The 19,671-nt window shown below is 62.9% G+C and carries 16 protein-coding genes; 10 read left to right on the top strand and 6 right to left on the bottom strand.

Features of this window, described 5'->3' with window-relative positions:
- Positions 1–29: 29 nt before the first annotated feature.
- Positions 30–1,382, top strand: coding sequence for a Fic family protein (locus tag BFQ00_RS27050; protein ID WP_065935268.1), 1,353 nt, complete (start codon positions 30–32; stop codon positions 1,380–1,382).
- 58 nt (positions 1,383–1,440) lie between these two features.
- Here BFQ00_RS27050 and BFQ00_RS28800 read toward each other — a convergent pair whose 3' ends face one another.
- Positions 1,441–1,710 (bottom strand): hypothetical protein, encoded by a 270-nt coding sequence (locus BFQ00_RS28800; protein WP_083208163.1) that lies wholly within the window; start codon positions 1,708–1,710, stop codon positions 1,441–1,443.
- A gap of 144 nt (positions 1,711–1,854) precedes the next feature.
- Positions 1,855–2,577 (bottom strand): pirin family protein, encoded by a 723-nt coding sequence (locus tag BFQ00_RS27060; RefSeq protein ID WP_065935269.1) that lies wholly within the window; start codon positions 2,575–2,577, stop codon positions 1,855–1,857.
- A 181-nt stretch (positions 2,578–2,758) separates the two neighbouring features.
- Between BFQ00_RS27060 and BFQ00_RS27065 the strand changes: the two genes are divergently transcribed.
- Both BFQ00_RS27065 and BFQ00_RS27070 read left to right on the top strand, forming a co-directional pair.
- Positions 2,759–3,709: a GlxA family transcriptional regulator gene (locus tag BFQ00_RS27065; protein WP_065935270.1), complete on the top strand. Its 951-nt coding sequence runs from the start codon at positions 2,759–2,761 to the stop codon at positions 3,707–3,709.
- A 150-nt stretch (positions 3,710–3,859) separates the two neighbouring features.
- A complete protein-coding gene (locus BFQ00_RS27070; protein ID WP_065935271.1) occupies positions 3,860–5,311 on the top strand; it encodes a winged helix-turn-helix domain-containing protein in 1,452 nt (483 codons plus the stop codon).
- Here the strand turns inward: BFQ00_RS27070 and BFQ00_RS27075 are convergent.
- Both BFQ00_RS27075 and BFQ00_RS27080 read right to left on the bottom strand, forming a co-directional pair.
- Positions 5,258–8,029 (bottom strand): ATP-binding protein, encoded by a 2,772-nt coding sequence (locus BFQ00_RS27075; protein ID WP_065935272.1) that lies wholly within the window; start codon positions 8,027–8,029, stop codon positions 5,258–5,260. The genes BFQ00_RS27070 and BFQ00_RS27075 overlap by 54 nt on opposite strands.
- Before the next feature lie 58 nt (positions 8,030–8,087).
- Complete coding sequence (locus BFQ00_RS27080; RefSeq protein WP_065888313.1) at positions 8,088–8,486, bottom strand: helix-turn-helix domain-containing protein; 399 nt, start codon at positions 8,484–8,486, stop codon at positions 8,088–8,090.
- A 205-nt stretch (positions 8,487–8,691) separates the two neighbouring features.
- Between BFQ00_RS27080 and BFQ00_RS27085 the strand changes: the two genes are divergently transcribed.
- The 6 genes from BFQ00_RS27085 to BFQ00_RS27110 all read left to right on the top strand — a co-directional run bounded on the left by BFQ00_RS27085 (position 8,692) and on the right by BFQ00_RS27110 (position 14,959).
- Complete coding sequence (locus BFQ00_RS27085) at positions 8,692–9,600, top strand: LysR family transcriptional regulator (RefSeq protein ID WP_065888314.1); 909 nt, start codon at positions 8,692–8,694, stop codon at positions 9,598–9,600.
- A 522-nt stretch (positions 9,601–10,122) separates the two neighbouring features.
- Positions 10,123–10,722, top strand: a complete 600-nt coding sequence (locus tag BFQ00_RS27090) for a hypothetical protein (RefSeq protein WP_065895611.1) — start codon at positions 10,123–10,125, stop codon at positions 10,720–10,722.
- 94 nt (positions 10,723–10,816) lie between these two features.
- A complete protein-coding gene (locus BFQ00_RS27095) occupies positions 10,817–11,407 on the top strand; it encodes an antibiotic biosynthesis monooxygenase (RefSeq protein WP_065888315.1) in 591 nt (196 codons plus the stop codon).
- The gene (locus tag BFQ00_RS27100) at positions 11,404–13,242 is read left to right on the top strand and encodes an amidohydrolase (RefSeq protein ID WP_065935273.1); all 1,839 of its coding nucleotides are present in this window, start codon (positions 11,404–11,406) and stop codon (positions 13,240–13,242) included. Before BFQ00_RS27095 ends, BFQ00_RS27100 begins: the two co-directional genes overlap by 4 nt.
- A gap of 22 nt (positions 13,243–13,264) precedes the next feature.
- The gene (ycaC, locus tag BFQ00_RS27105; protein ID WP_065888317.1) at positions 13,265–13,882 is read left to right on the top strand and encodes an isochorismate family cysteine hydrolase YcaC; all 618 of its coding nucleotides are present in this window, start codon (positions 13,265–13,267) and stop codon (positions 13,880–13,882) included.
- Between the two features lie 195 nt (positions 13,883–14,077).
- Positions 14,078–14,959: a LysR family transcriptional regulator gene (locus BFQ00_RS27110; protein WP_065935274.1), complete on the top strand. Its 882-nt coding sequence runs from the start codon at positions 14,078–14,080 to the stop codon at positions 14,957–14,959.
- 596 nt (positions 14,960–15,555) lie between these two features.
- On the opposite strand, the gene tkt is transcribed toward BFQ00_RS27110, so the two are convergent.
- Entirely contained in the window at positions 15,556–17,613 is a 2,058-nt protein-coding gene (gene tkt / locus BFQ00_RS27115; RefSeq protein ID WP_065935275.1) for a transketolase, read from the bottom strand.
- A gap of 175 nt (positions 17,614–17,788) precedes the next feature.
- On the opposite strand from tkt, the gene BFQ00_RS27120 reads away from it, so the two are divergent.
- On the top strand, positions 17,789–18,013 hold the full coding sequence (locus tag BFQ00_RS27120) for a DUF465 domain-containing protein (protein ID WP_065888320.1): 225 nt from the start codon (positions 17,789–17,791) through the stop codon (positions 18,011–18,013).
- Between the two features lie 62 nt (positions 18,014–18,075).
- Here BFQ00_RS27120 and BFQ00_RS27125 read toward each other — a convergent pair whose 3' ends face one another.
- Positions 18,076–19,452: a 2-oxoadipate dioxygenase/decarboxylase HglS gene (locus tag BFQ00_RS27125; protein WP_065935276.1), complete on the bottom strand. Its 1,377-nt coding sequence runs from the start codon at positions 19,450–19,452 to the stop codon at positions 18,076–18,078.
- Positions 19,453–19,671 lie beyond the last annotated feature (219 nt).

Raw genomic sequence — 19,671 nt, forward strand, 5'->3', positions numbered from 1 at the left:
ACTCAATTTTTAAAAATTGAGTTTCAGTTGTGGCGAAACTCCATAAACCCACTGATTTCGCGGCTTTGTTAGATCGTCATGGTTTGCAGGTTTTCGAGCTTGCACGCATTTTCAAGGCGGTCGATGACAAAGGCCGATATTTGCACTGGGACGAATTCCGCCGTTACCCGACGCCGGGGGTCAATAAAGAGGCGGCCTGGGCCGCCATCAAGATGTCCCGGGCCTGTGGGAGCAAGACGCTTGAGCTCAAGAGCGAATGCGGCAGTGCTTTTTTCTTGTGCTCCACGGATTTCAGCGATGCGGTGATTCACGCTGTCGAGTCGGTGATATCCCGTTTAGGCGGGGCGGCAGCGTCGTCTCCTCAATACCGTGATAACGCTCAGTACCTGGTCGACTCATTGATGATGGAAGAGGCAATTTCCAGTGCCCAGCTGGAAGGTGCCGCGACCACGCGCAAAATCGCCAAGGACATGCTGGCCAAGGAGCGCCCGCCGCAGAATGACGATGAGCGGATGATCCTCAATAACTATCAACTGATGAAACATGCCAAGTACAACCAGGGCGAAGACCTGTCTGTCGCATTGATCTGTGAGTTCCATGGCATCGCGACAGCAGGGATTGACGAGGACGATACTCGCCCTGGTCATATCAGGGAAACCGACGATATTTTTGTCGGCGGCGCGGGGAATGAAATTGTTCATCAACCCCCTCAGGCCGCATTGCTACCGGACAGGCTTGAGGCACTTTGCAGCTTTGCCAATGACCGCCATGACGGTCAAGGCGGCAGGCACTTTATCCATCCGCTGGTCAAAGCCATCATTCTTCATTTCATGCTGGGTTATGAGCACCCCTTCAGGGACGGCAACGGCCGGACCGCACGCGCGTTGTTCTATTGGTTCATGCTCAAAACTGGTTATTGGCCTTTTGAGTACATTTCCATCAGCGCCTTGCTCAAAGAAGCCCCGATGCAATACGGGCGCTCGTATATCCATACGCAAACCGATGGGTTCGATTTGACCTATTTCGTCATTTATCAATTGCGGGTCATCGAACGCGCGATGAATGAATTCATGCTGTATTTCGAAGGTAAAAGGCAAGAAGCCGTAGAGCTGATGAGCTGGCTCGATACGCTTGATTTAAAAGAAGGGTTGAATTACCGACAGGGCCATTTCCTGAAAAAAGTGCTGCAACACCCTGGGCGCATCTATACGCCCAGGGAACTCACCCATGACTATGACATTTCCGAAAATACGGCACGCAAGGACCTTGAAAAACTGGTCGGTATGAAACTTCTATTCAAGGTACAGGAAGGAAAAAGCCACCTGTACATCGCGCGCGACGATGCGCAGGTCAACCTGAAGAAGCTGACAAGCGCGGGTTGATCGAAAACGAAAAAAAACCGGCTGATCAGGCCGGTTTGGGTTCCCTTCAACAGCAGGGTTATACGTGGTTGCTCAGCAGGCGTTCAGCACCGCCTTCGGCCAGGCCACGTTCCTGCAGACGATCCGCACCGCCTTCGGCCAGGCCACGTTCCTGCAGACGATCCGCACCGCCCTCGGCCAGGCCGCGTTCCTGCAGACGATCCGCGCCACCTTCGGCAACACGGGTTTCAATCATGCGATCCGCGCCGCCTTCAGCGACTACCGGGTGGGCGAAAGCGTTTGCAGCGAGTACCGAGAAAGCGAGGCTAAGCAAGAGTTGGCGTTTCATGATGGTGTGCTCCAAGTGTTTTAGTGAGGTGCCGTTTGGCATGGGTTTGATGTTACGCGTCGCAGTTTTTAAGAGAACTTCATTGCGCTGATGGTGACTATCGACGCCAGCGATGGACCCGCTCAGGGGCCATCACTGCGACCGTCATGGCATCTGCGGCACTTCATTGGGGCGCAGGTCAAACACCAGCACCTCGGCGTCCTCGCCATGGCTCAGGCGAATCTGGCGTTCGTTGCGTACGCGCACGCCGTCGCCTTCCTGCAAGCGCTGGCCATTGAGCTCGACGCTGCCGCGCGCTACGTGGATGTAGGCGTAGCGATCCGGCGGCAAGTCCAGTTGCGCGCTTTCATCACCATCGAACAGCCCGGCATGCACCCGCGCATCCTGGCGAACATTCAACGAACCGTCGGCGCCATCCGGCGAGATGATCAGTTGCAGGCGCCCGCGTTTTTGCGCTTCGCTGAAGTGCTCCTGCTGATAGCGCGGCTTGGCCCCGGCTTCGTTGGGCACGATCCAGATTTGCAGGAAGTGCACACCCAGGCGGTGACTGTGGTTGAACTCGCTGTGGGCCACGCCGCTGCCGGCGCTCATCAATTGCACATCGCCGGGGCGGATCACCGAACCGGTGCCCAGGGTGTCCTTGTGTTCCAGGGCGCCTTCGAGCACATAGGAGAAAATCTCCATGTCACGGTGCGGGTGCTGGCCGAAGCCTTTGCCGGCGGCGACGCGGTCATCGTTGATCACCAGCAGGTCGGAAAACCCTTGTTCATTCGGGTTCCAGTAGTTGGCGAACGAGAAGGTGTGGAACGACTTCAACCAACCGTGATTGGCGGCGCCGCGTTCGGAAGCTTTGCGAAGGGTCAGCATGGTCCAGTCCTCAAGTGAGCGCGGGCTGCGAGATGCAGGGCGCTTGCGTTGAGAAGAAGGTTAATGGTTAACGGTTAATTCATTAAGAAGATGAAATCCGAATAACTGTCGCTTATGAGTTGACAGTACAAGGCATGCCATAATGCCCGTCGCCTTTCTTCTCGATGGACGTTTCCCGCTTATGAAAACCGTGGCCATGGCGCTGTTTCCGGACTTCCTGCTGCTCGACATGGCCGGGCCGCTTGAAGTGTTTTCGATTGCCAACCGCTACCTGCCGGTGGCCGACCACTATCGGATCGTCACCATCGGCACCGAGCCCGGGCCGTTGCGCGCCTCCAATGGCGTCACGGTGCACACCGACCTGCTGCTGGAGCAGGCCCAGGACGCCTATGACGTGCTGCTGGTGCCTGGCGGTCCGGGGGCCTATAACGAATGCCATCCCGCGCTGCTGCCCTGGCTCAAGGCGATGGCGCCACGGGCGCGGCGTTTCGGTTCGATCTGCACCGGCGCCTTTGTGCTCGGACACGCCGGCTTGCTCGACGGGCACCGTGTGACCACCCACTGGCATTACACCGAACGCTTGATCAAGGCATTCCCCAACGCCATCGTCGAGACCGATCGCATCTACCTGCAGGACCGACGCTTGATCACCTCGGGTGGCGTCACGGCCGGTATCGACCTGGCCCTGTCGATTGTCGCCCAGGACCATGGCAAGCAAGTGGCGGTGGACGTGGCCAAGGTGTTGCTGGTGGTGATGAAACGCCAGGGTGGCCAGGCCCAGTTCAGCCCGATGACCGCCGCCGTGGCGCCCCAGGAAACCGCGATCACTCGGGTGCAGCACCACGTGCTGGCGCAACTCGACCAACCCTTTACCATCGAGTCGATGGCCGAACTTGCCGGCATGAGTGCGCGGCACTTTGCGCGCCTGTTCGCCAGGGAAGTGCAGATGACGCCCATGGCGTTCCTGCAAGGCGCGCGCATCGACCGTGCCCGCCAGTTACTGGAAACCACCGACCTGCCGCTCAAGACCGTGGCGTTTCATTCAGGCTTCGGCAGCGTGCGGCATATGCGCTTTCTGTTCAGTGAAAAGCTCGGCCTGAACCCTACCCAATACCGACAACAGTTCAGTTAACGACACCCTGTCCGTCTGAGGCCCCCGATTGTCCGTATCGCTCCCCGTGCCAGCATTGTCCTGTGAACGCCAGCTGGCAAGATAACGTCGAGCCCACGGAAAAAGGATGCGCAGGCACTCAAGCACGGGTGTTTCAGCGCTGTTACGGACATGAATCATTCTGCGGCGGTGAGCTTCGGCGCCTATACGTTTCATCGGCACCAGCGTCTGGTCAGCAAGGCCGGCTGGCCAGTGCCGCTGGGCGGGCGCGCCCTGGATATCCTCGCGGTGTTGCTGGAAGCGCCGGGGCACTTCATCAGCAAGGCGACCTTGATCGAGCGGGTCTGGCCCAACAGTGTGGTTGAAGACAATAACCTGCGCGTGCACATTGCCGCGTTGCGTCGCGCCGTGGATGTGCAGCCTTTGATCCTCAATCACCCGCAGCGCGGCTACTGCTTCGCCGCGCCCGTGCAAGGCGCGCTGCCGACGTTGCCGGCAGCGCACAACCTGGCGGCGCGGCTGAGCCCTGTGGTCGGTCGCGATGAGCTGGTAGGCATGCTGGTACGGCGCATGGCCGGGCAGCGGCTGTTGACCCTGACCGGAGTGGCCGGTATCGGCAAAAGTACCCTGGCCCTGGCGCTCGCCGAGCGCGTGTTGCCACGCTATCGCGACGGGGTGTGGTGGGTCGACCTGGGCGACCTGCGCACGCTGGGCGAACTGCTCGGGCACCTGGCCACGCTCTTGCAGTTGGACGCCGTCGACAGCCTCGATGAGCTGTGCCGGCGGTTGGCCGCGCGCCGGTTGTTGCTGGTATTCGATGGGGCCGACCTGCTGCTCGGAGCCTGTCGCAAGCTGCTGCGCGCGCTGCACGAAAGGGCGCCGGAGGTCAGCGTGCTGGTCAGCAGTCGCGAGGCCTTGCTGGCGCCGGGCGAATGGGTGGTGCGCGTGCCGCCGTTGGGCGTGCCGTCGCCGTCGGCGCTGGGCAGTGTCGAGCAGGCCATGACCTGTCCCGCCGTGCAGTTGTTCGTCGCACGGGCGCGCGCCAGTCAGCAGGGTTTTGTGTTGCGGCCCCAGGAGTTGATGCCGCTGCGCGATATTTGCCGGCGCCTGGACGGTATCCCGTTGGCCCTCGAACTGGCGGCCGCCCAGGTTGACGCCCTGGGTATCGGCGGTGTGCAGCGGCAATTGCGCAGCGGCCTGCACGGGCTGAGCCACGGTCGTCGCACGGCGGTGGAACGCCATCGCTCAATGACCGCCGCGCTGGACTGGAGCTACGAGCGCCTGAGCCTGCCGGAGTGCTGGCTGTTCCTGCAGTTGGGCCTGTTCAAGATGGCGGTGACCCTGCCCACCTTGCGTGAAATGGTCAGCGGAACCGAGCTTGAGCACGCCGATTTGTCCTACCTGCTGGCGCGTCTGGTCAATCTGTCGCTGCTGACCGCCGAGCCTGGCCCGGGCCCGACGCGCTATCGCCTGCTCAATGGCGTGCGCAGCTACGCCCTGGCGCAGTTGCGCGATCCCATTCAGGTCGAGCGCTTGCAGCAAGGTTATGGGCAGTGCCTGGGTGAGTTTTCAGGCCGGCCGTTTGTCCTGCAACTCGTCGAGCAGGCGGCGTGCGCGCAGTAGGTCGCGGGTGGCGAAGCCTTCGGTAAATCGAGCGTAGATCGGCTCCAGCAAATCCCTGGCGGCTTGCCTGCGCCCTTGTTGCTGCCAGCGTTGCGCCAGGCAGCCCGCACAGCGCAACTCCCAGGCCAGGGCACCTTGCCGGCGTGCCAGGCCAAGGGCTTCGAGCAGCAGCGTTTCAGCACCGTGGATATCCCCCTGGAGCGCCGCGTGCCCGGCGTACACCCGCAGGATTTCCGGGGCGCACCAGCCCGCCGTGCCACTGCGCGCGCGGTGCATGCCCGGCTTATCGACCTGCCGCATGCCGAAGGTGACCAGGGTGTCCTCGATCAGTCCCAGGCCCTGCAGATCCTGGTCGCCCAGGATACCGGCATAGTGCCCGGCCCAGGTCTGGAACAGTTGCACCGAATGCTTGTGCGCCTGCTCAAGCAACAGGCGTTGCAAGGCCTGTGCCTCGTCGTCGGCCCCGTTGTAGCGGGCGATGACTACACCAGCCAAGGCCAGGGTGTAGCAGATCGAGGTGCCGTGGTTGATCTGCAGCGCCAGCTCCAGTGCCTGGCTCGCGGTGCGCCAGGCGCGTTCGGGGAAGCCTTGCAGCCAAAGGATGCGCGCCAGGACGGTCAGGGACGCGACGCTCTGGTCGTACTGCACGCCAACGCCATGGGCAAAGCGATTCACGTGGCCGCTGTGGCTCATCCGTTGCAGCACCTGCTCGGCATGATGCCGGGCCAGTGCCTGATCGCCGGTGTAATGCCGGGCGAGGGCGCGCAGGCGTTGGGTGCTCAGGTCCAGCAGCGGCTCGGTGCGCGGGTCGAGGCGATCAAAATGCAGGCTCTGTTGCAGCGCCTGGTCATAGCGCCCGGCACACAGGTTCACCGCCATATGCCCGGAGACCGCGCGCAACTGGCCGGCCAGGTCCTGGCGTTCTTCGGCCAGGCGCGCGGCACCGACAAACGCCGCAATGGTCTGCGGCGCGGCGCCCAGGGCGTGGTAGGAAAGGCTGCCCAGGGCCAATTGCAGTTGCAGGGTCAATTGCGTACAGGGCGCTTCGACCTGATCGATCAGCGCCAGCGCCTTGTCCACATAACCGGCATGCTCGCGCAGCAACGACAGTTCCTGCCACAGGGGCATCGCACTGACCGTCAGGCGGATCGCCAGCAAGTGCCCCGCGTCGTCGGCAAAGCCCCAGTCGAGGGCGGCGCGCACGTCTTCGCGCAGTGGTGCGTAGCGCTCGATCCAGGGCTGGGTGGCGATCAGTTCCCAATCGCCGCGGGCCTGTTCCATCAGCGCCAGGCAGCGTGCCGCGTGGCGTTCGCGCGTGGCTTGCAGTTCGCCGGCGAGGCTGAGCTTTTCCAGGGCGTACGTGCGGGTGATATCCAGCAGGCGATAGACCATCTCGTCCTCGCCGGCGTCCACGTTCAGCAGCGACTTGGCCACCAGTTGCGTGATGGAGCCGAGCACTTCGGCCAGGGCCACGTGTTCCCCGGCGATCACCGCCGCCGCGCTGACCAGGCTGAAGCCCCGACGAAACACCGCCAGCCTGCGCAGGCAGATTTTTTCGCCTTCGGTGAGCAGGTCAAAGCTCCAGTCGAGCGTGGCCCGCAAGGTTTGCTGGCGGGGCAGGGCGTTGCGCCGTCCGCGGGTCAGCAGGCGGAAGTTGTCCTCCATCTGCACCAGCAGCCCCGGCAAGCCAAAGCGCTCGATCTGCGCCGCCACCAGCTCGATTGCCAGGGGAATGCCGTCCAGGCGCTGGCAGATATCAATGGCCAGCGGCAGGTCGGCATCGCTCAGGGCAAAGCTGTCCTGATGGGCCATGGCCCGCTCGATCAGCAATTGCATGGCCGGGTAACCCAGGGCCTGGGCGCGGTTGCCGGTGGCGGGCGGGCAACTCAGCGGCTCCAGGCGTTGCACCGACTCACCTTCGGCGCGCAGCGCTTCACGGCTGGTGGCGAGGATGTGCAGGTGCGGCGCATGGCGCAACAGGGTTTCGCTGATCAGGGCGATGTCGTCGAGCAGGTGCTCGCAGTTGTCGATCACCAGCAGCAACTGGCGTGCCTGCAAGCTGCGGGCGAAGCTTGCCAGCGGCGCATTCTCCCCGGGTGCGGCACCCAGCAAGGCGGCGAGGTTGGGCAGGATCATCGACGCGGCACTGAGCGGCGCCAGGTCCAGCAGATGAATTCCATCGCGGTAATGCCCGATCAGCAATTCCGCGACGCGCAGCGCGACGGTGGTCTTGCCGATGCCACCGGCGCCGGTCAGGGTGATGAAACGTTGCTGCGGCAGTTGCTGCACCAGCGCATCGATCAGGGCCTGGCGGCCGATCATGCGCGTGCGCCGCAGCGGCAGGTTGTGGCTTGGGCGTTGGGGCGCGCCGTCGGTGGGTAGCGTCATCGGTTCGATGCTCAGTGGCGCGACAAAACTGTAGCCGCGCTGGGCGACGGTGACGATATAGCGCTGCCCGGCCTGGCCGTCGCCCAGGGCCTTGCGCAACGCGGCCATGTGCACCCGCAGGTTGCCGTCTTCCACCACGCTTCTGGGCCAGACCCGCGCGATCAGCTCCTGCTTGCTCACCACATTGCCGGCGTGCTCCAGCAGGATCAGCAGAATGTCCACCGCCCGCCGTCCCAGGCGCAGCGGGCGACCGGCCTCCAGCACCAGGCGCTCGCGCGGATGGATGCGGTAGGGGCCGAAGTGCACGGCCTGGTCGCTCAACTCACTCATGGCTGCCCAGGTTCAAAAGTAACGGATGGGCAAGCATATTCCAGGCGCTTGAAGACCACTAGGCTGCGATCACCTCGGGCTTGGAGCGCGAGTGGTGATTTCGCCAGGTCATCGGGTTCACGCCCTCGCTGCGCGTGAACATGTGACAGAAGTGCGCCTGGTCGCAAAAGCCGCATTCCAGGCTGATTTGCGTAAGGCTCAGGGAAGAACCGGTAATCAGTTCCTTGGCGCGCAGGATGCGCTGGTGGCGAATCCACTCCTGGGGCGACACCCCGGTGGAACACTTGAAGGCGCGGGAAAAGTGACTGCGCGACAACGCGCACGCCTGGGCCAGCTCGGCGATGCTCAGGCTTTCGCCGAGGTTGGCGAGGATCAGTTGCTTGGCGATACGCTCGCGCCGGGGGCACAGGCCTCCGGTGGCGGATAAGCGAGGGGCATATTGCTCGAGTCGGGCCATGACAAATATCCGCAGTCGATGGGAGCTTTCCCGTTGAATGGATGCAGTGTAGACGCCGTTCATCTTGTTGCCGGACCGCCTGGCTGACGAGTTAATCGTTGTTAATTTCGCCAGGTGCCGGCGTGGAAAAGACAGCACAGGTGTGCAATCGCGAGCGTGGCGGAACATGCTTCCCTGACCCCCTGCAAACCGCCTGGATACCGCCATGAACCGCAACGACCTGCGCCGCGTCGACATGAACCTGCTGGTGATTTTCGAAGCCCTGATGTTCGAGAAGAACCTGACCCGGGTCGCCGAGAAACTCTTTATGGGCCAGCCGGCGGTGAGCGCGGCACTGGGCCGCCTGCGCGACTTGTTCGACGACCCGTTGCTGCTGCGCAACGGTCGCGGCATGGAACCCACGCCACGGGCGGTGGCGATACTCAAGGAACTGCAACCGGCCATGGACACCATTTCGGGCGCCGTCAGCCGTGCCAAGGATTTCGACCCCTCCACCAGTTGCGCGGTGTTTCGCATCGGCCTGTCCGACGACGCCGAGTTCGGGCTGTTTCCGCCCTTGCTCAGTCACCTGCGCGAAGAAGCACCCGGCATCATCGTGGTGGTGCGCCGGGCCAATTACCTGTTGATGTCGTCGTTGCTGGCCAGTGGTGAAATCTCGGTAGGGGTGAGCTACACCACCGAACTGCCGGCCAACGCCAAGCGCAGGAAGCTGCGCGATATTCCCTGCAAGGTGCTGCGCGGCGATGATGGCGAGGCGCCGCTGAGCCTGGACGATTACTGCGCCAGGCCCCATGCCATGGTGTCGTTCTCGGGCGACCTGAGCGGCAATATCGACCTGGACCTGGCACGCATCGGCCGTTCGCGGCGGGTGGTGCTGGCGGTGCCGCAGTTCAGCGGGCTGCGCGCATTGCTGGCCGGTTCGCAGATTATCGCGACCGTGCCCGATTACGCGGCGTGTGCATTGACCGAGGGCACCCGCCTGCGGGCAGAAGACCCGCCGTTCGCGATTGATGCGGCAGAGCTGTCGATGGTGTGGAGCGGGGTGCATGACAATGACCCGGCCGAGCGCTGGTTGCGGGGCAAGATTGCGCAACATATGGCCGCAGAGGTTTAGCGGTTCAGCGCTGGCGCCGAACGCGGTCTCACCTGGCCGGCCTCGACATACAGCAAAGTCCTAACGATGCGCACGCTTTTTCCGGCTGCCCGCCCGGGGTTGGCCCGCCTACCATGGGTCAACTTTCAGCAGGGGCGGGTAGCGACTATGTATATCTCTCAGAGGCCACAGGTTATTCCACCGGTTACACCACAGCCGGGTCATGACGCGCCCGCTTCGGCGTCGCGGCACCCGGAGTCAATACCCGCGAGCGCTGATTCGGGCGCTGGCGTCGCGGGCTCAACCCGCTCTGTCGTCTCCACGCCGGGGGCTGTGCCGGTGACTGTCGAGGCGTCAAAACTGGACAGGGTGAGCGATCCGCGTCTGGAGATTAAGAAGGAGGCCTCAGCACCCGATGGGATGTACCTCGTTTCCTACACGGTTCCCGGATCAGGCCAGGGGGTGAGCAACCTTACTTTTCCAATCAGTATTGGCGCGGGCGCGCAAAGAACCCCTAGCGAGCCTGCGGGGATCTATTACGCGATGCAGTTCGGCATTAATGACGCACAGGGTAATTCCCTCGGCGACGGGTATATCGGGCTGCAGCCAGGGGAGGACGGCAAGGCGCAGGTGCCGTTTTCCGGGTTCGGGTCGCACTTTACCGCTCCAGACGGCAGTTGCGACGCGGACGGTGGCCCGGGGGCGAGCAACAGTACAACGGTGGATTTCACGTTCGGTCATCAATACAACCTCACGGTGGAGCAAGACCCGCAGAATCCGCAGCGGTTGAGCGGGTATATCCAGGACGTCACGGACCCCGAGCACCTCGGGCCCAGGCAACACGTCAAAGACCTTTACGTCGATCGCAAGGTCAGCTTGACCACGAGCTATAGCGGGTTCGTCGAACACTACGGTAAGGAGATCGATCGCAGTTCGCAGATAGCGCCCACCGCAGGCAGTTTTTCCGCGCCCTTTACCACGGATGACCAAGGCAATATCAAGGTCGGTTCAGTCAAGAGCGAAGGCTTGTATGGTCGGTTCCGCAATTCGATCACCGGCGATCTGCAAGTGACTCGAGTGAACGGCGAGGGTAAGGCACTCAAGTTCTCGTTCCAGGGCGTCGGTTACCAAAAGCCAGGCTGAGCGTCGCGGCAAACAGCACATACATTCAATTCTCCACCGTCTTTGCCCGGCAAACTCCCCCCATCGCTCAATGCCCCGGGGGGAAACATCCATCATGGACCCAACACCCAACACCAGCCCCGACGAAGTCGTCACGCTGGTCGTCAAGCACCGGGTCAAGCCCGGCCGTGAAACCGAGTACGAAGCCTGGCTGCGCCGCATCGTGCGCATCGCCGGTGAACGCCCCGGCCACCTTGGGGTTGACGTCGTGCGCAGCCAGCAGAGCGGCATGGCCCTGTTTACCTGCGTACTGCGCTACCGCTCCACCGACGCCCTGGAGTTGTGGCTCGACTCCCCGCAACGCCAGGCCCTGATCGACGAAGCGGCGCCAATGCTGGCCGACGGCGACCAGACTGAAGTCGGCGCCGCCAATGAATTCTGGTTCGCTCCCCAGGCCGACGGCGCCGCCAAGCCGCCGCGCTGGAAGCAGGCGGTGGTGAGCCTGTGTGTGATCCTGCCGCAAACCCTGCTCCTGCCGTTTATCTGGGGGCCGATCCTGCGGTTGCACCCGTTTCTGTCCAATTACGTGGTCTCCACCTTCCTGGTCACCCTGACCATCGTGCTGCTGGTGGTTTACCTGCTGATGCCGGCGGCCACTCGCCTGTTCGCTCCCTGGCTTGAAGCCTCTGTAAAGGAAACCCCATGAACGCCGATCTGATTCTGTTCAATGGCCAGTTCCACACCGTGGACCGGGAAAACCCCCGCGCCAGCGCGGTAGCCATTCGTGACGGGCGCTTCGTCGCCGTCGGTACTGAAGGTGAAGCCATGGCCCTGCGCGGCAGCGCCACCCAGGTCATCGACCTCAAGGGCCGTACCGTGATTCCCGGCCTCAACGACTCGCACCTGCACCTGATCCGCGGCGGGCTGAACTACAACCTCGAGTTGCGCTGGGAAGGCGTGCCGTCCCTGGCCGATGCCCTGCGCATGCTCAAGGACCAGGCCGACCGCACCCCCACGCCGCAATGGGTGCGCGTGGTGGGTGGCTGGAACGAATTCCAGTTCGCCGAAAAGCGCATGCCCACCCTTGAAGAACTCAACCAGGCCGCGCCGGACACGCCGGTATTCGTGCTGCACCTGTACGACCGCGCCTTGCTCAACCGTGCGGCGTTGCGCGTGGCCGGTTATACCAAAGACACGCCGAACCCACCGGGCGGCGAGATCGTGCGTGACAGCAACGGCAACCCCACCGGCATGCTGGTGGCGCGGCCCAACGCGATGATTCTGTACTCGACCCTGGCCAAAGGCCCGAAACTGCCGTTGGAGTACCAGGTCAACTCCACCCGCCAGTTCATGCGTGAGCTCAATCGCCTGGGCCTGACCAGCGCCATCGACGCCGGCGGCGGTTTCCAGAACTATCCCGACGACTACGCGGTGATCGAGCAACTGGCCAGGGACCAGCAGTTGACGGTGCGCATCGCCTACAACCTGTTCACCCAGAAGCCCAAGGAAGAGCTCAGCGACTTCAAGCACTGGACCGGCAGCGTCACCCTGCATCAGGGCGATGACTACCTGCGCCACAACGGCGCCGGCGAGATGCTGGTGTTTTCCGCCGCCGACTTCGAAGACTTCCTCGAACCGCGTCCGGACCTGCCGCTGACCATGGAGCAGGAGCTGGAACCGGTGGTGCGCCACCTGGTGGAACAGCGCTGGCCGTTCCGCCTGCATGCTACTTACGACGAATCCATCTCGCGCATGCTCGACGTGTTCGAGAAGGTCAACCGTGACATTCCGTTCAATGGCCTGCCGTGGTTTTTCGACCACGCCGAAACCATCACGCCGAAAAACATCGAGCGCGTGCGTGCCCTCGGCGGCGGTATTGCGATCCAGGACCGCATGGCGTTCCAGGGCGAATACTTCGTTGAGCGCTACGGGGCCAAGGCCGCCGAAGCGACGCCGCCGATCAAACGCATGCTCGCCGAAGGCGTACCGGTAGGCGCGGGCACCGATGCCACGCGGGTGTCGAGCTACAACCCGTGGACGTCGCTGTACTGGATGGTCAGCGGCCGCACCGTCGGTGGCCTGGAGCTGCACGCCGAGGGCCTGCCGCGCCTCACCGCGCTGGAGCTGTTTACCCACGGCAGCGCCTGGTTCTCGTCCGAGCAGGGTAAGAAGGGCCAGATCAAGGTGGGCCAATTGGCCGACGTTGCGGCGTTGTCGGCGGATTTTTTCAGCGTCGACGAAGAAGCCATCAAGTGGATCGAGTCGGTACTGACCGTGGTCGGCGGCAAGGTGGTGTATGGCGCCGGCGACTTCGACGATTACGCACCGCCGCGGGTTCCGGTGCTGCCGGACTGGTCGCCGGTGGTCAAGGTGCCGGGGCACTGGCGGCCGACTTCACCGCTGCAAGCTCAAGTACACCAGTGCAGCGGCCCCTGCGGCGTGCATGCCCACAGCCATGAAAAAGCCCGTTTTTCCAGCGTGCCGGTCAGCGACTTCCAGGGCTTCTGGGGCGCGTTCGGCTGCTCGTGCTTTGCCTTCTAACCAACCCCAACGGAGTTAACCCATGACTTACAAGCGCTTGAACAAAGACGACGCGGTTGTCCTGCTGGTCGATCACCAGACCGGCCTGATCTCGCTGGTGCAGGATTTCTCCCCCAACGAATTCAAGAACAACGTGCTGGCCCTGGCCGACGTGGCGAAGTTCTTCAACCTGCCGACCATCCTGACCACCAGCTTTGAAGCCGGCCCCAACGGCCCGCTGGTGCCGGAACTGAAGGCACTGTTCCCGGACGCGCCGTACATCGCCCGCCCTGGCCAGATCAACGCCTGGGACAACGAAGATTTCGTCAAGGCCGTCAAGGCCACCGGCCGCAAGCAGATCATCATTGCCGGTGTGGTGACCGATGTGTGCGTCGCGTTCCCGACCCTGTGCGCCCTCGATGAAGGCTTCGAGGTGTTCGTGGTCACCGACGCTTCCGGTACCTTCAACGAAACCGTGCAACAAGCAGCCTGGGCGCGTATGACCGCTGCCGGTGCGCAACTGGTGAACTGGTTCGCCGTGGCCTGCGAGCTGCAGGTTGACTGGCGCAACGACATGGAAGGCCTGGCCAACCTGCTGTCGCCGCGCATCCCCAACTACCGCAACCTGATGAACAGCTACTCGGCGTTCACCGCCAAGTAACCCGGTCTCAACGTTACCGGTAATCCCTGTGGGAGGGGGCTTGCCCCCGATTGCAGTGTGTCAGTCTCAGTGTAACGACTGAACCACCGCCATCGGGGGCAAGCCCCCTCCCACATTTGATTGTGTTTCACATTGGGTTTGTGGTGTGGTCACTGACCGGTTATAAAACAGCCCATCGTCCACCGAGAAGCGACAATGAACCCCTTCGAAGACATGCGCCTGTTCTGCCAGGTCATGGAGTCCGGCAGTTTCACCGCGGCCGCCGAGCAGTTGGGCCTGTCCAAGCAGTTCGTCAGCCGCCGCCTGATCCAGCTGGAAGACCGCCTCGGCGTGCGCCTGCTCAATCGCTCCACGCGCCGCCTGGATGTCACGCCGCTGGGCCAGAGCTACTACGAATCGGCCTTGCGCCTGCTCAGTGATGTCGAGCAAGTGGAGCAAGGTATCGCCGGCCAGAACAGCGAACCGCGTGGCACCCTTCGCCTCAGCGCGCCTCTGTCGTTTGCCATGGCGCATTTGGGGTGCCTGCTGCCGTTGTTCCTGAAGCGCTATCCCGAGGTGGCGGTGGAAGTCGACCTCAGCGACCGCCCGGTGGACCTGATCGGCGAAGGCTACGATCTGGTGCTGCGCATCGGCACCCTGGAAGATTCCACCTTGATCGCCCGACGTATTGCCAGCATCCCGCGCGTCTACTGCGCCAGCCCCGATTACCTGGCCCTGCGCGGTACGCCGCACAAACCCGATGACCTCGCCGATCACGATTGCCTGCCCTACGGGCACGGTCGCCAGGTGCAATGGCGTTTCAAGGGCAAGCTGCAAGCGCTGCATGTGAGCGGGCGCATGCGCGTCAATAACGGCGATTTGCTGCGCGACGCCGCGATTGCCGGACTGGGCGTGACCTACTTGCCAACCTTTATCGTCGGCGATGCGTTGAAGGACGGCCGCCTGGTCAGCGTACTGGATGCGTTCGCGCCCGAAGCCCTGACCTTGTCGGCGGTGTACCCCCAGCACCGGCAGAGTTCGCGGCCGGTACAGGCGTTGGTCGAATTCCTGCGCGAACGCCTGGCCGGCGGTTGCTGAGCGACTGCCCGCTGGGTTTAACGGGGCGCCCCAAGATCAAAGCACGGCGGCCTTGGAACCGACCGATATGCTGTGTCGATCCCGGTCCAAATGTGGGAGGGGCGGTGCGACGATTCGACTTGCCCCCGATGGCGGCCTCAGGATTGGCCAGTATTTTGGATCAGATCGAGTACATATCCGTTTCTGCGGTCATGGCTGCTATGGGTTCCGCTTTTACAGCGGCTCACTTTTGAAAAGCGCAAAAGTAAGCAAAACGCTCTTGCCCCACCACTCGGCACCTCGCTTAGGCTCGGTGTGCCCTCTCTCCGGCTTGAATCCGTGGGCCGCCGCAATGGGCCATCCCTGGCCCAGTGCGGCTAACCCGGCGTCCTGCCGGGTTACCCACGGATTCAAGCCTGCGTTCGGCCAGCGTGGTTTAACGGGGCGCCGGAGATCAAAAGCAGATCAAGATCAAGAGCGACTCGCTGCGCATCGTGGTTAGCGTTGGGCGCTACAAAGTTGTGTAGATACCTATGCCCCGATGGCGGTGCATCAGTCACATCATCCTTGACTGACACTTCGCTATCGGGAGCAAGCCCTCTGCGCATTGGCGCGGTTTATTCCGCCCGGTTGTGCTGGATCTGCTGCTTGGCCAACCCCACCACATTTTCCACGGTGAAGCCGAACTTTTCCTGCAACTTCGCCAGCGGCGCCGAAGCGCCAAAGCTGTTCATCACCACTTTGGCCCCGGTCTGTCCGACGTAGCGGTCCCAGCCCAGGGGACCGGCCTGCTCGACCACCACGCGGGCCTTCACGGTCGGCGGCAAGACGCTGTCGCGGTAGGCCTGGTCCTGGTCCTCAAACAGTTCCCAGCTGGGCATCGACACCACCTGCGCGGCAATGCCTTCGCCGGTGAGTTGTTCATAGGCCGCCACCGCCAGGCTGACTTCACTGCCAGTGGCGAGCAGGATCACCTCGGGCTTGTCCGCACCCGCCAACACATAGGCGCCCTTGGCCGCGCCTGCGGCCGACGCGTAGCGGCTGCGGTCCAGGGTCGGCAGCGGCTGGCGCGACAGCACCAGGCAACTCGGCCGATGGGTTTGCGCCAGCGCCACCTTCCACAACTCAAGGGTTTCATTCGCATCCCCTGGGCGCAGGGTCAGCAAGCCCGGGGTGGCGCGCAGCTGGGTCAGGTGTTCGATGGGTTGATGCGTCGGACCGTCTTCGCCCACGCCGATGGAGTCGTGGGTAAACACGAATATCACCGGCAGCTCCATGATCGCCGCGAGCCGGATCGGCGGTTTCATGTAGTCGCTGAAGACCAGGAACGTCGAGGTGTACGGCCGCAGGTAGGACAGCGCCAGGCCGTTGGCAATCGCGCCCATGGCGTGCTCGCGTATGCCGAAGTGCAGGTTGCGCCCGCTGTAGTCGTCGGCACTGAAACGGCCTGCGCCGTCGAACGTGAGGTTGGTCTTGGTCGACGGCGACAGATCCGCAGAACCGCCCAGCAACCAGGGAATATTTTGCGCGAAGGCGTTCAGCACCTCGCCGCCTGATGCGCGGCTGGCGACGCCCTTGGCATCGGCCGCAAAGCTCGGCAGGTCGGCCTGCCAGTGCTCGGGCATTTCCCCGGCGCGCATGCGCTGCAGCTCATCGGCGCGTTGCGGGTCGAGGGCGGCCAGGGTCTGGTTCCACTCGGCGAACAGCGGCTCGGCACGCTCAACGAGTGCATCGCGCAACGTTGTGCGCGCTTCATCGGGCACCAGGAAGCTGGCGTCCTGAGGCCAGCCATAGGCGGCCTTGGTCAGGCGAATTTCGTCTTCGCCCAACGGCTCGCCATGGGCGGCGGCGGTGTTGTGTTTGTGCGGCGAGCCGTAGCCGATCACGCTGTCGACCACAATCAGGGTCGGTGCGCCGGTATTGGCCTTGAAGGTGTCCAGCGCCACACTCAATGCCTGCAGATCATTGGCATCGGTGACATGCACGGTGTGCCAGCCATACGCCTGGAAGCGCTTGACCACATCTTCACTGAAGGCCAGTTCGGTGTGACCCTCGATGCTGATGGTGTTGTTGTCGTAGATCCAGCACAGGTTATCGAGCTGCAAATGCCCGGCCATCGACGCCGCTTCGCTGCTGATGCCTTCCATCATGTCGCCATCACCGCACAGGGTGTAGACGTCGTAATCGAACAGCACCTGGCCGTCGCGGTTGAATCGCTTGGCCAGCCAACGCTCGGCCATGGCCATGCCCACGCTGTTGGCGCAACCCTGGCCCAGGGGGCCGGTGGTGGTTTCCACGCCGGTGGTCATGCGGTACTCGGGGTGCCCCGGGGTCTTGGAACTCATCTGGCGGAACTGCTTGATGTCGTCCAGGCTGACCGCCGGCTCGCTGGAACGCTTGCCGTGGGCGTCGATCTCCACCACGCCGGCCAGGTGCAGCAGCGAATACAGCAGCATCGACGCATGCCCCACCGACAACACAAAGCGGTCACGGTTGGGCCAGTCGGGATGCTCCGGGTGATAGCGCAGGAAACGACTCCACAGCGTATAACCCACCGGGGCCAGGCCCATCGGTGTACCGGGGTGGCCCGAGTTGGCCTTCTGCACGGCATCCATGGCCAGGGTGCGGATAGTGTTGATGCATTGCGTGTCGGCGGCGGTTGCGGTGTGATTCATGAAACCGGTCTCCCTCGAGTGGCGATCTACAGTGGAGGGCAGCGCAGGGCAAAAGGTTTGATCCCATCGCCAGGGTTGCGACGAACGGGGCTGTATCGACTGCAAACATGACAACACCCCGGTCAATGGGCTAGCTTCAAGGGGTAGGCCATTGATCAACTTGTGGAGGTAAGTCATGCCAGTGAAACACGACCTGTATCAGGACTTGGGGTTGAGCAAGGAAGTTGTCCACGAGCGCAGGGCGGGGGACAAACGGCTGGACTCGCTGCTTACGCAATACGACGCTGCCGACGGGGAGGTGCTGAAGGCTGAATCGGCAAGCGCCAGTGATGAGGACGTGGAGAAGTTGAAGAAGAAACGGTTGCTGATCAAAGACGAAATTGTCGCGAAGTTGGGTTAAGCAAAAATCGCTGCCGGTGGACGCTCTGGTTATATCTGCAGCGTTTTATACCGGCAGCGTTTTTATACCAGCAGTGCTCTCACACACGCCTCGACGGAACGCTGCTGCGTTTCGTCATATAACTGCAACTCGTCAATCGTGCTGCGGCCCAGCGCCTGTTCGAACTCGGCCTTGTTTGAATGGGCCGCGTAGTGGCTCTGCGCGGCATCGCCCAGGTTCGACTGGAAGATCCCCGCTGCGCTCACCGGCAGGAAGTCCTCGTACACCAGCGGCTCCACCTCCACGTGCCCTGCGCTGAGCAAGGCCTGAAGCGTGCGCGGTGAGTCGGGCTGGCCGCGGGCTGCGAGGCCTTTTTCGCTGGGGAAATAGCGAAAGTAGGCCAGGCCTTGTTCGCGCATCTGCGTGTGGTTGTCCGGAAATGCCTGGAAGTGTTGCTCCAGCAATTGCCCGTAGCGCGCCGCATTGGCCTCGTTGGGTGCCGCGCCGAGTTCATCGCGGGCGGCATTCAGCAGCTGGTCGTACAGGGCGCGGCCCTTGGGCGTGAGCGCGACGCCGCGTTGTTCGATTTCACCGAAGCGCGCGCTGTGGCGGCCCTGGGCATCGGTAAAGGCAATGGGTTCGTCGAGGGCCTTGAAACTGGTCTGGCGCAGCAGGATCGGGCAATGGCGTCGCGGTGGGCCTTCGATCACGGCTTTGGGGGTGATGCCGTGGGCGGGCATGGCGGCCTGTACCTGATCGATGTCCAGGGTGCGCGGGGTGAGGTGGTTGATGTGCGGGCCCTTGAAGGCCACCACGTCGGCGATCAGTCGATGCTGATCGCTGAGTTGCCGGTACTGTTCGGCCGTGACGGTGGCGCTGTGGTGCCAGCGAAAGGTCTCCAGCGCCTGGCGAATAAATGCCTCGGCATCCTCGGCATCGAGGCCGCCGTCGGTTTCGGCCTGCTCGATCAACGCCAGGGCCCCTGGGGTGAAGATCGACCGCTTGGCCAGGGCGGTTTCGGCGAAGCTGCGCAGCGCGGGGTTTTCGATCAGCTCCAGGCGCAGCAGCGAGGTGAACACGCGGAACGGGCTGGCTTGCAGTGACTGCTCATGCACGGCGCGAAAGGCGGTGGAATGCACCGGCACGCCCGCCGGTGTCAGGTCGTAGTAGCCCACCGGTTGCATGCCCATCACTGCAAACAGACGGCTGATGGTCGCCAGTTCGGCGGCGGTGCCCAGGCGGATCGCACCGTGGCGTTCCATGCCCAGGCGCTGGATTTCGCCGGTACGGTGCAGGTGCCCGGCCAGGCCCCGGTCGCTCTCCAGCACGTGGGCATTGGTTTGCGCCACCAGCTCCAGCAGCGCGCCGTACAACGGAACTTCATCCCGGTACATGTCGGACATCGCCTTGGAAAAGCCCTTGCGGATCTCGTCGGGGCTGACATGTGCAGTGGCGTGCATAGAAAAATTCCTGATGGCTGGGATGACAAAAGTGGCCTTGTCCCGATTTTGTTGAGCGCCACGCCGGCTTGCAAACGAAGAATCCTCTGGACTTCATTCTGCAAATGAATGAGATGAGATGAACATGACCACAATCGGGCAAACGCACCGGCACCGCCGACCAGGCCCGCCTGAGTCTTCATGTGCATCCGGGCGTCATTGGGTTCTACACTGCTGCTC

Origin of the sequence: Pseudomonas sp. 28 E 9 (genome assembly GCF_900004785.1) — a bacterium.
Classification (GTDB): Bacteria; Pseudomonadota; Gammaproteobacteria; order Pseudomonadales; family Pseudomonadaceae; genus Aquipseudomonas; species Aquipseudomonas orientalis_A.

What these genes read in the sequence shown, in the direction of transcription:
- BFQ00_RS27120 (WP_065888320.1), top strand. Translation starts at nt 17,789, where the DNA reads ATGCCAGTGAAACACGACCTGTATCAGGACTTGGGGTTGAGCAAGGAA.
- BFQ00_RS27125 (WP_065935276.1), bottom strand. Translation starts at nt 19,452, where the DNA reads ATGCACGCCACTGCACATGTCAGCCCCGACGAGATCCGCAAGGGCTTT.
- BFQ00_RS27075 (WP_065935272.1), bottom strand. Translation starts at nt 8,029, where the DNA reads ATGAGTGAGTTGAGCGACCAGGCCGTGCACTTCGGCCCCTACCGCATC.
- BFQ00_RS27070 (WP_065935271.1), top strand. Translation starts at nt 3,860, where the DNA reads ATGAATCATTCTGCGGCGGTGAGCTTCGGCGCCTATACGTTTCATCGG.
- BFQ00_RS27110 (WP_065935274.1), top strand. Translation starts at nt 14,078, where the DNA reads ATGAACCCCTTCGAAGACATGCGCCTGTTCTGCCAGGTCATGGAGTCC.
- BFQ00_RS27065 (WP_065935270.1), top strand. Translation starts at nt 2,759, where the DNA reads ATGAAAACCGTGGCCATGGCGCTGTTTCCGGACTTCCTGCTGCTCGAC.
- BFQ00_RS27085 (WP_065888314.1), top strand. Translation starts at nt 8,692, where the DNA reads ATGAACCGCAACGACCTGCGCCGCGTCGACATGAACCTGCTGGTGATT.
- BFQ00_RS27095 (WP_065888315.1), top strand. Translation starts at nt 10,817, where the DNA reads ATGGACCCAACACCCAACACCAGCCCCGACGAAGTCGTCACGCTGGTC.
- BFQ00_RS28800 (WP_083208163.1), bottom strand. Translation starts at nt 1,710, where the DNA reads ATGAAACGCCAACTCTTGCTTAGCCTCGCTTTCTCGGTACTCGCTGCA.
- ycaC (WP_065888317.1), top strand. Translation starts at nt 13,265, where the DNA reads ATGACTTACAAGCGCTTGAACAAAGACGACGCGGTTGTCCTGCTGGTC.
- BFQ00_RS27100 (WP_065935273.1), top strand. Translation starts at nt 11,404, where the DNA reads ATGAACGCCGATCTGATTCTGTTCAATGGCCAGTTCCACACCGTGGAC.
- BFQ00_RS27090 (WP_065895611.1), top strand. Translation starts at nt 10,123, where the DNA reads ATGCAGTTCGGCATTAATGACGCACAGGGTAATTCCCTCGGCGACGGG.
- BFQ00_RS27060 (WP_065935269.1), bottom strand. Translation starts at nt 2,577, where the DNA reads ATGCTGACCCTTCGCAAAGCTTCCGAACGCGGCGCCGCCAATCACGGT.
- tkt (WP_065935275.1), bottom strand. Translation starts at nt 17,613, where the DNA reads ATGAATCACACCGCAACCGCCGCCGACACGCAATGCATCAACACTATC.
- BFQ00_RS27080 (WP_065888313.1), bottom strand. Translation starts at nt 8,486, where the DNA reads ATGGCCCGACTCGAGCAATATGCCCCTCGCTTATCCGCCACCGGAGGC.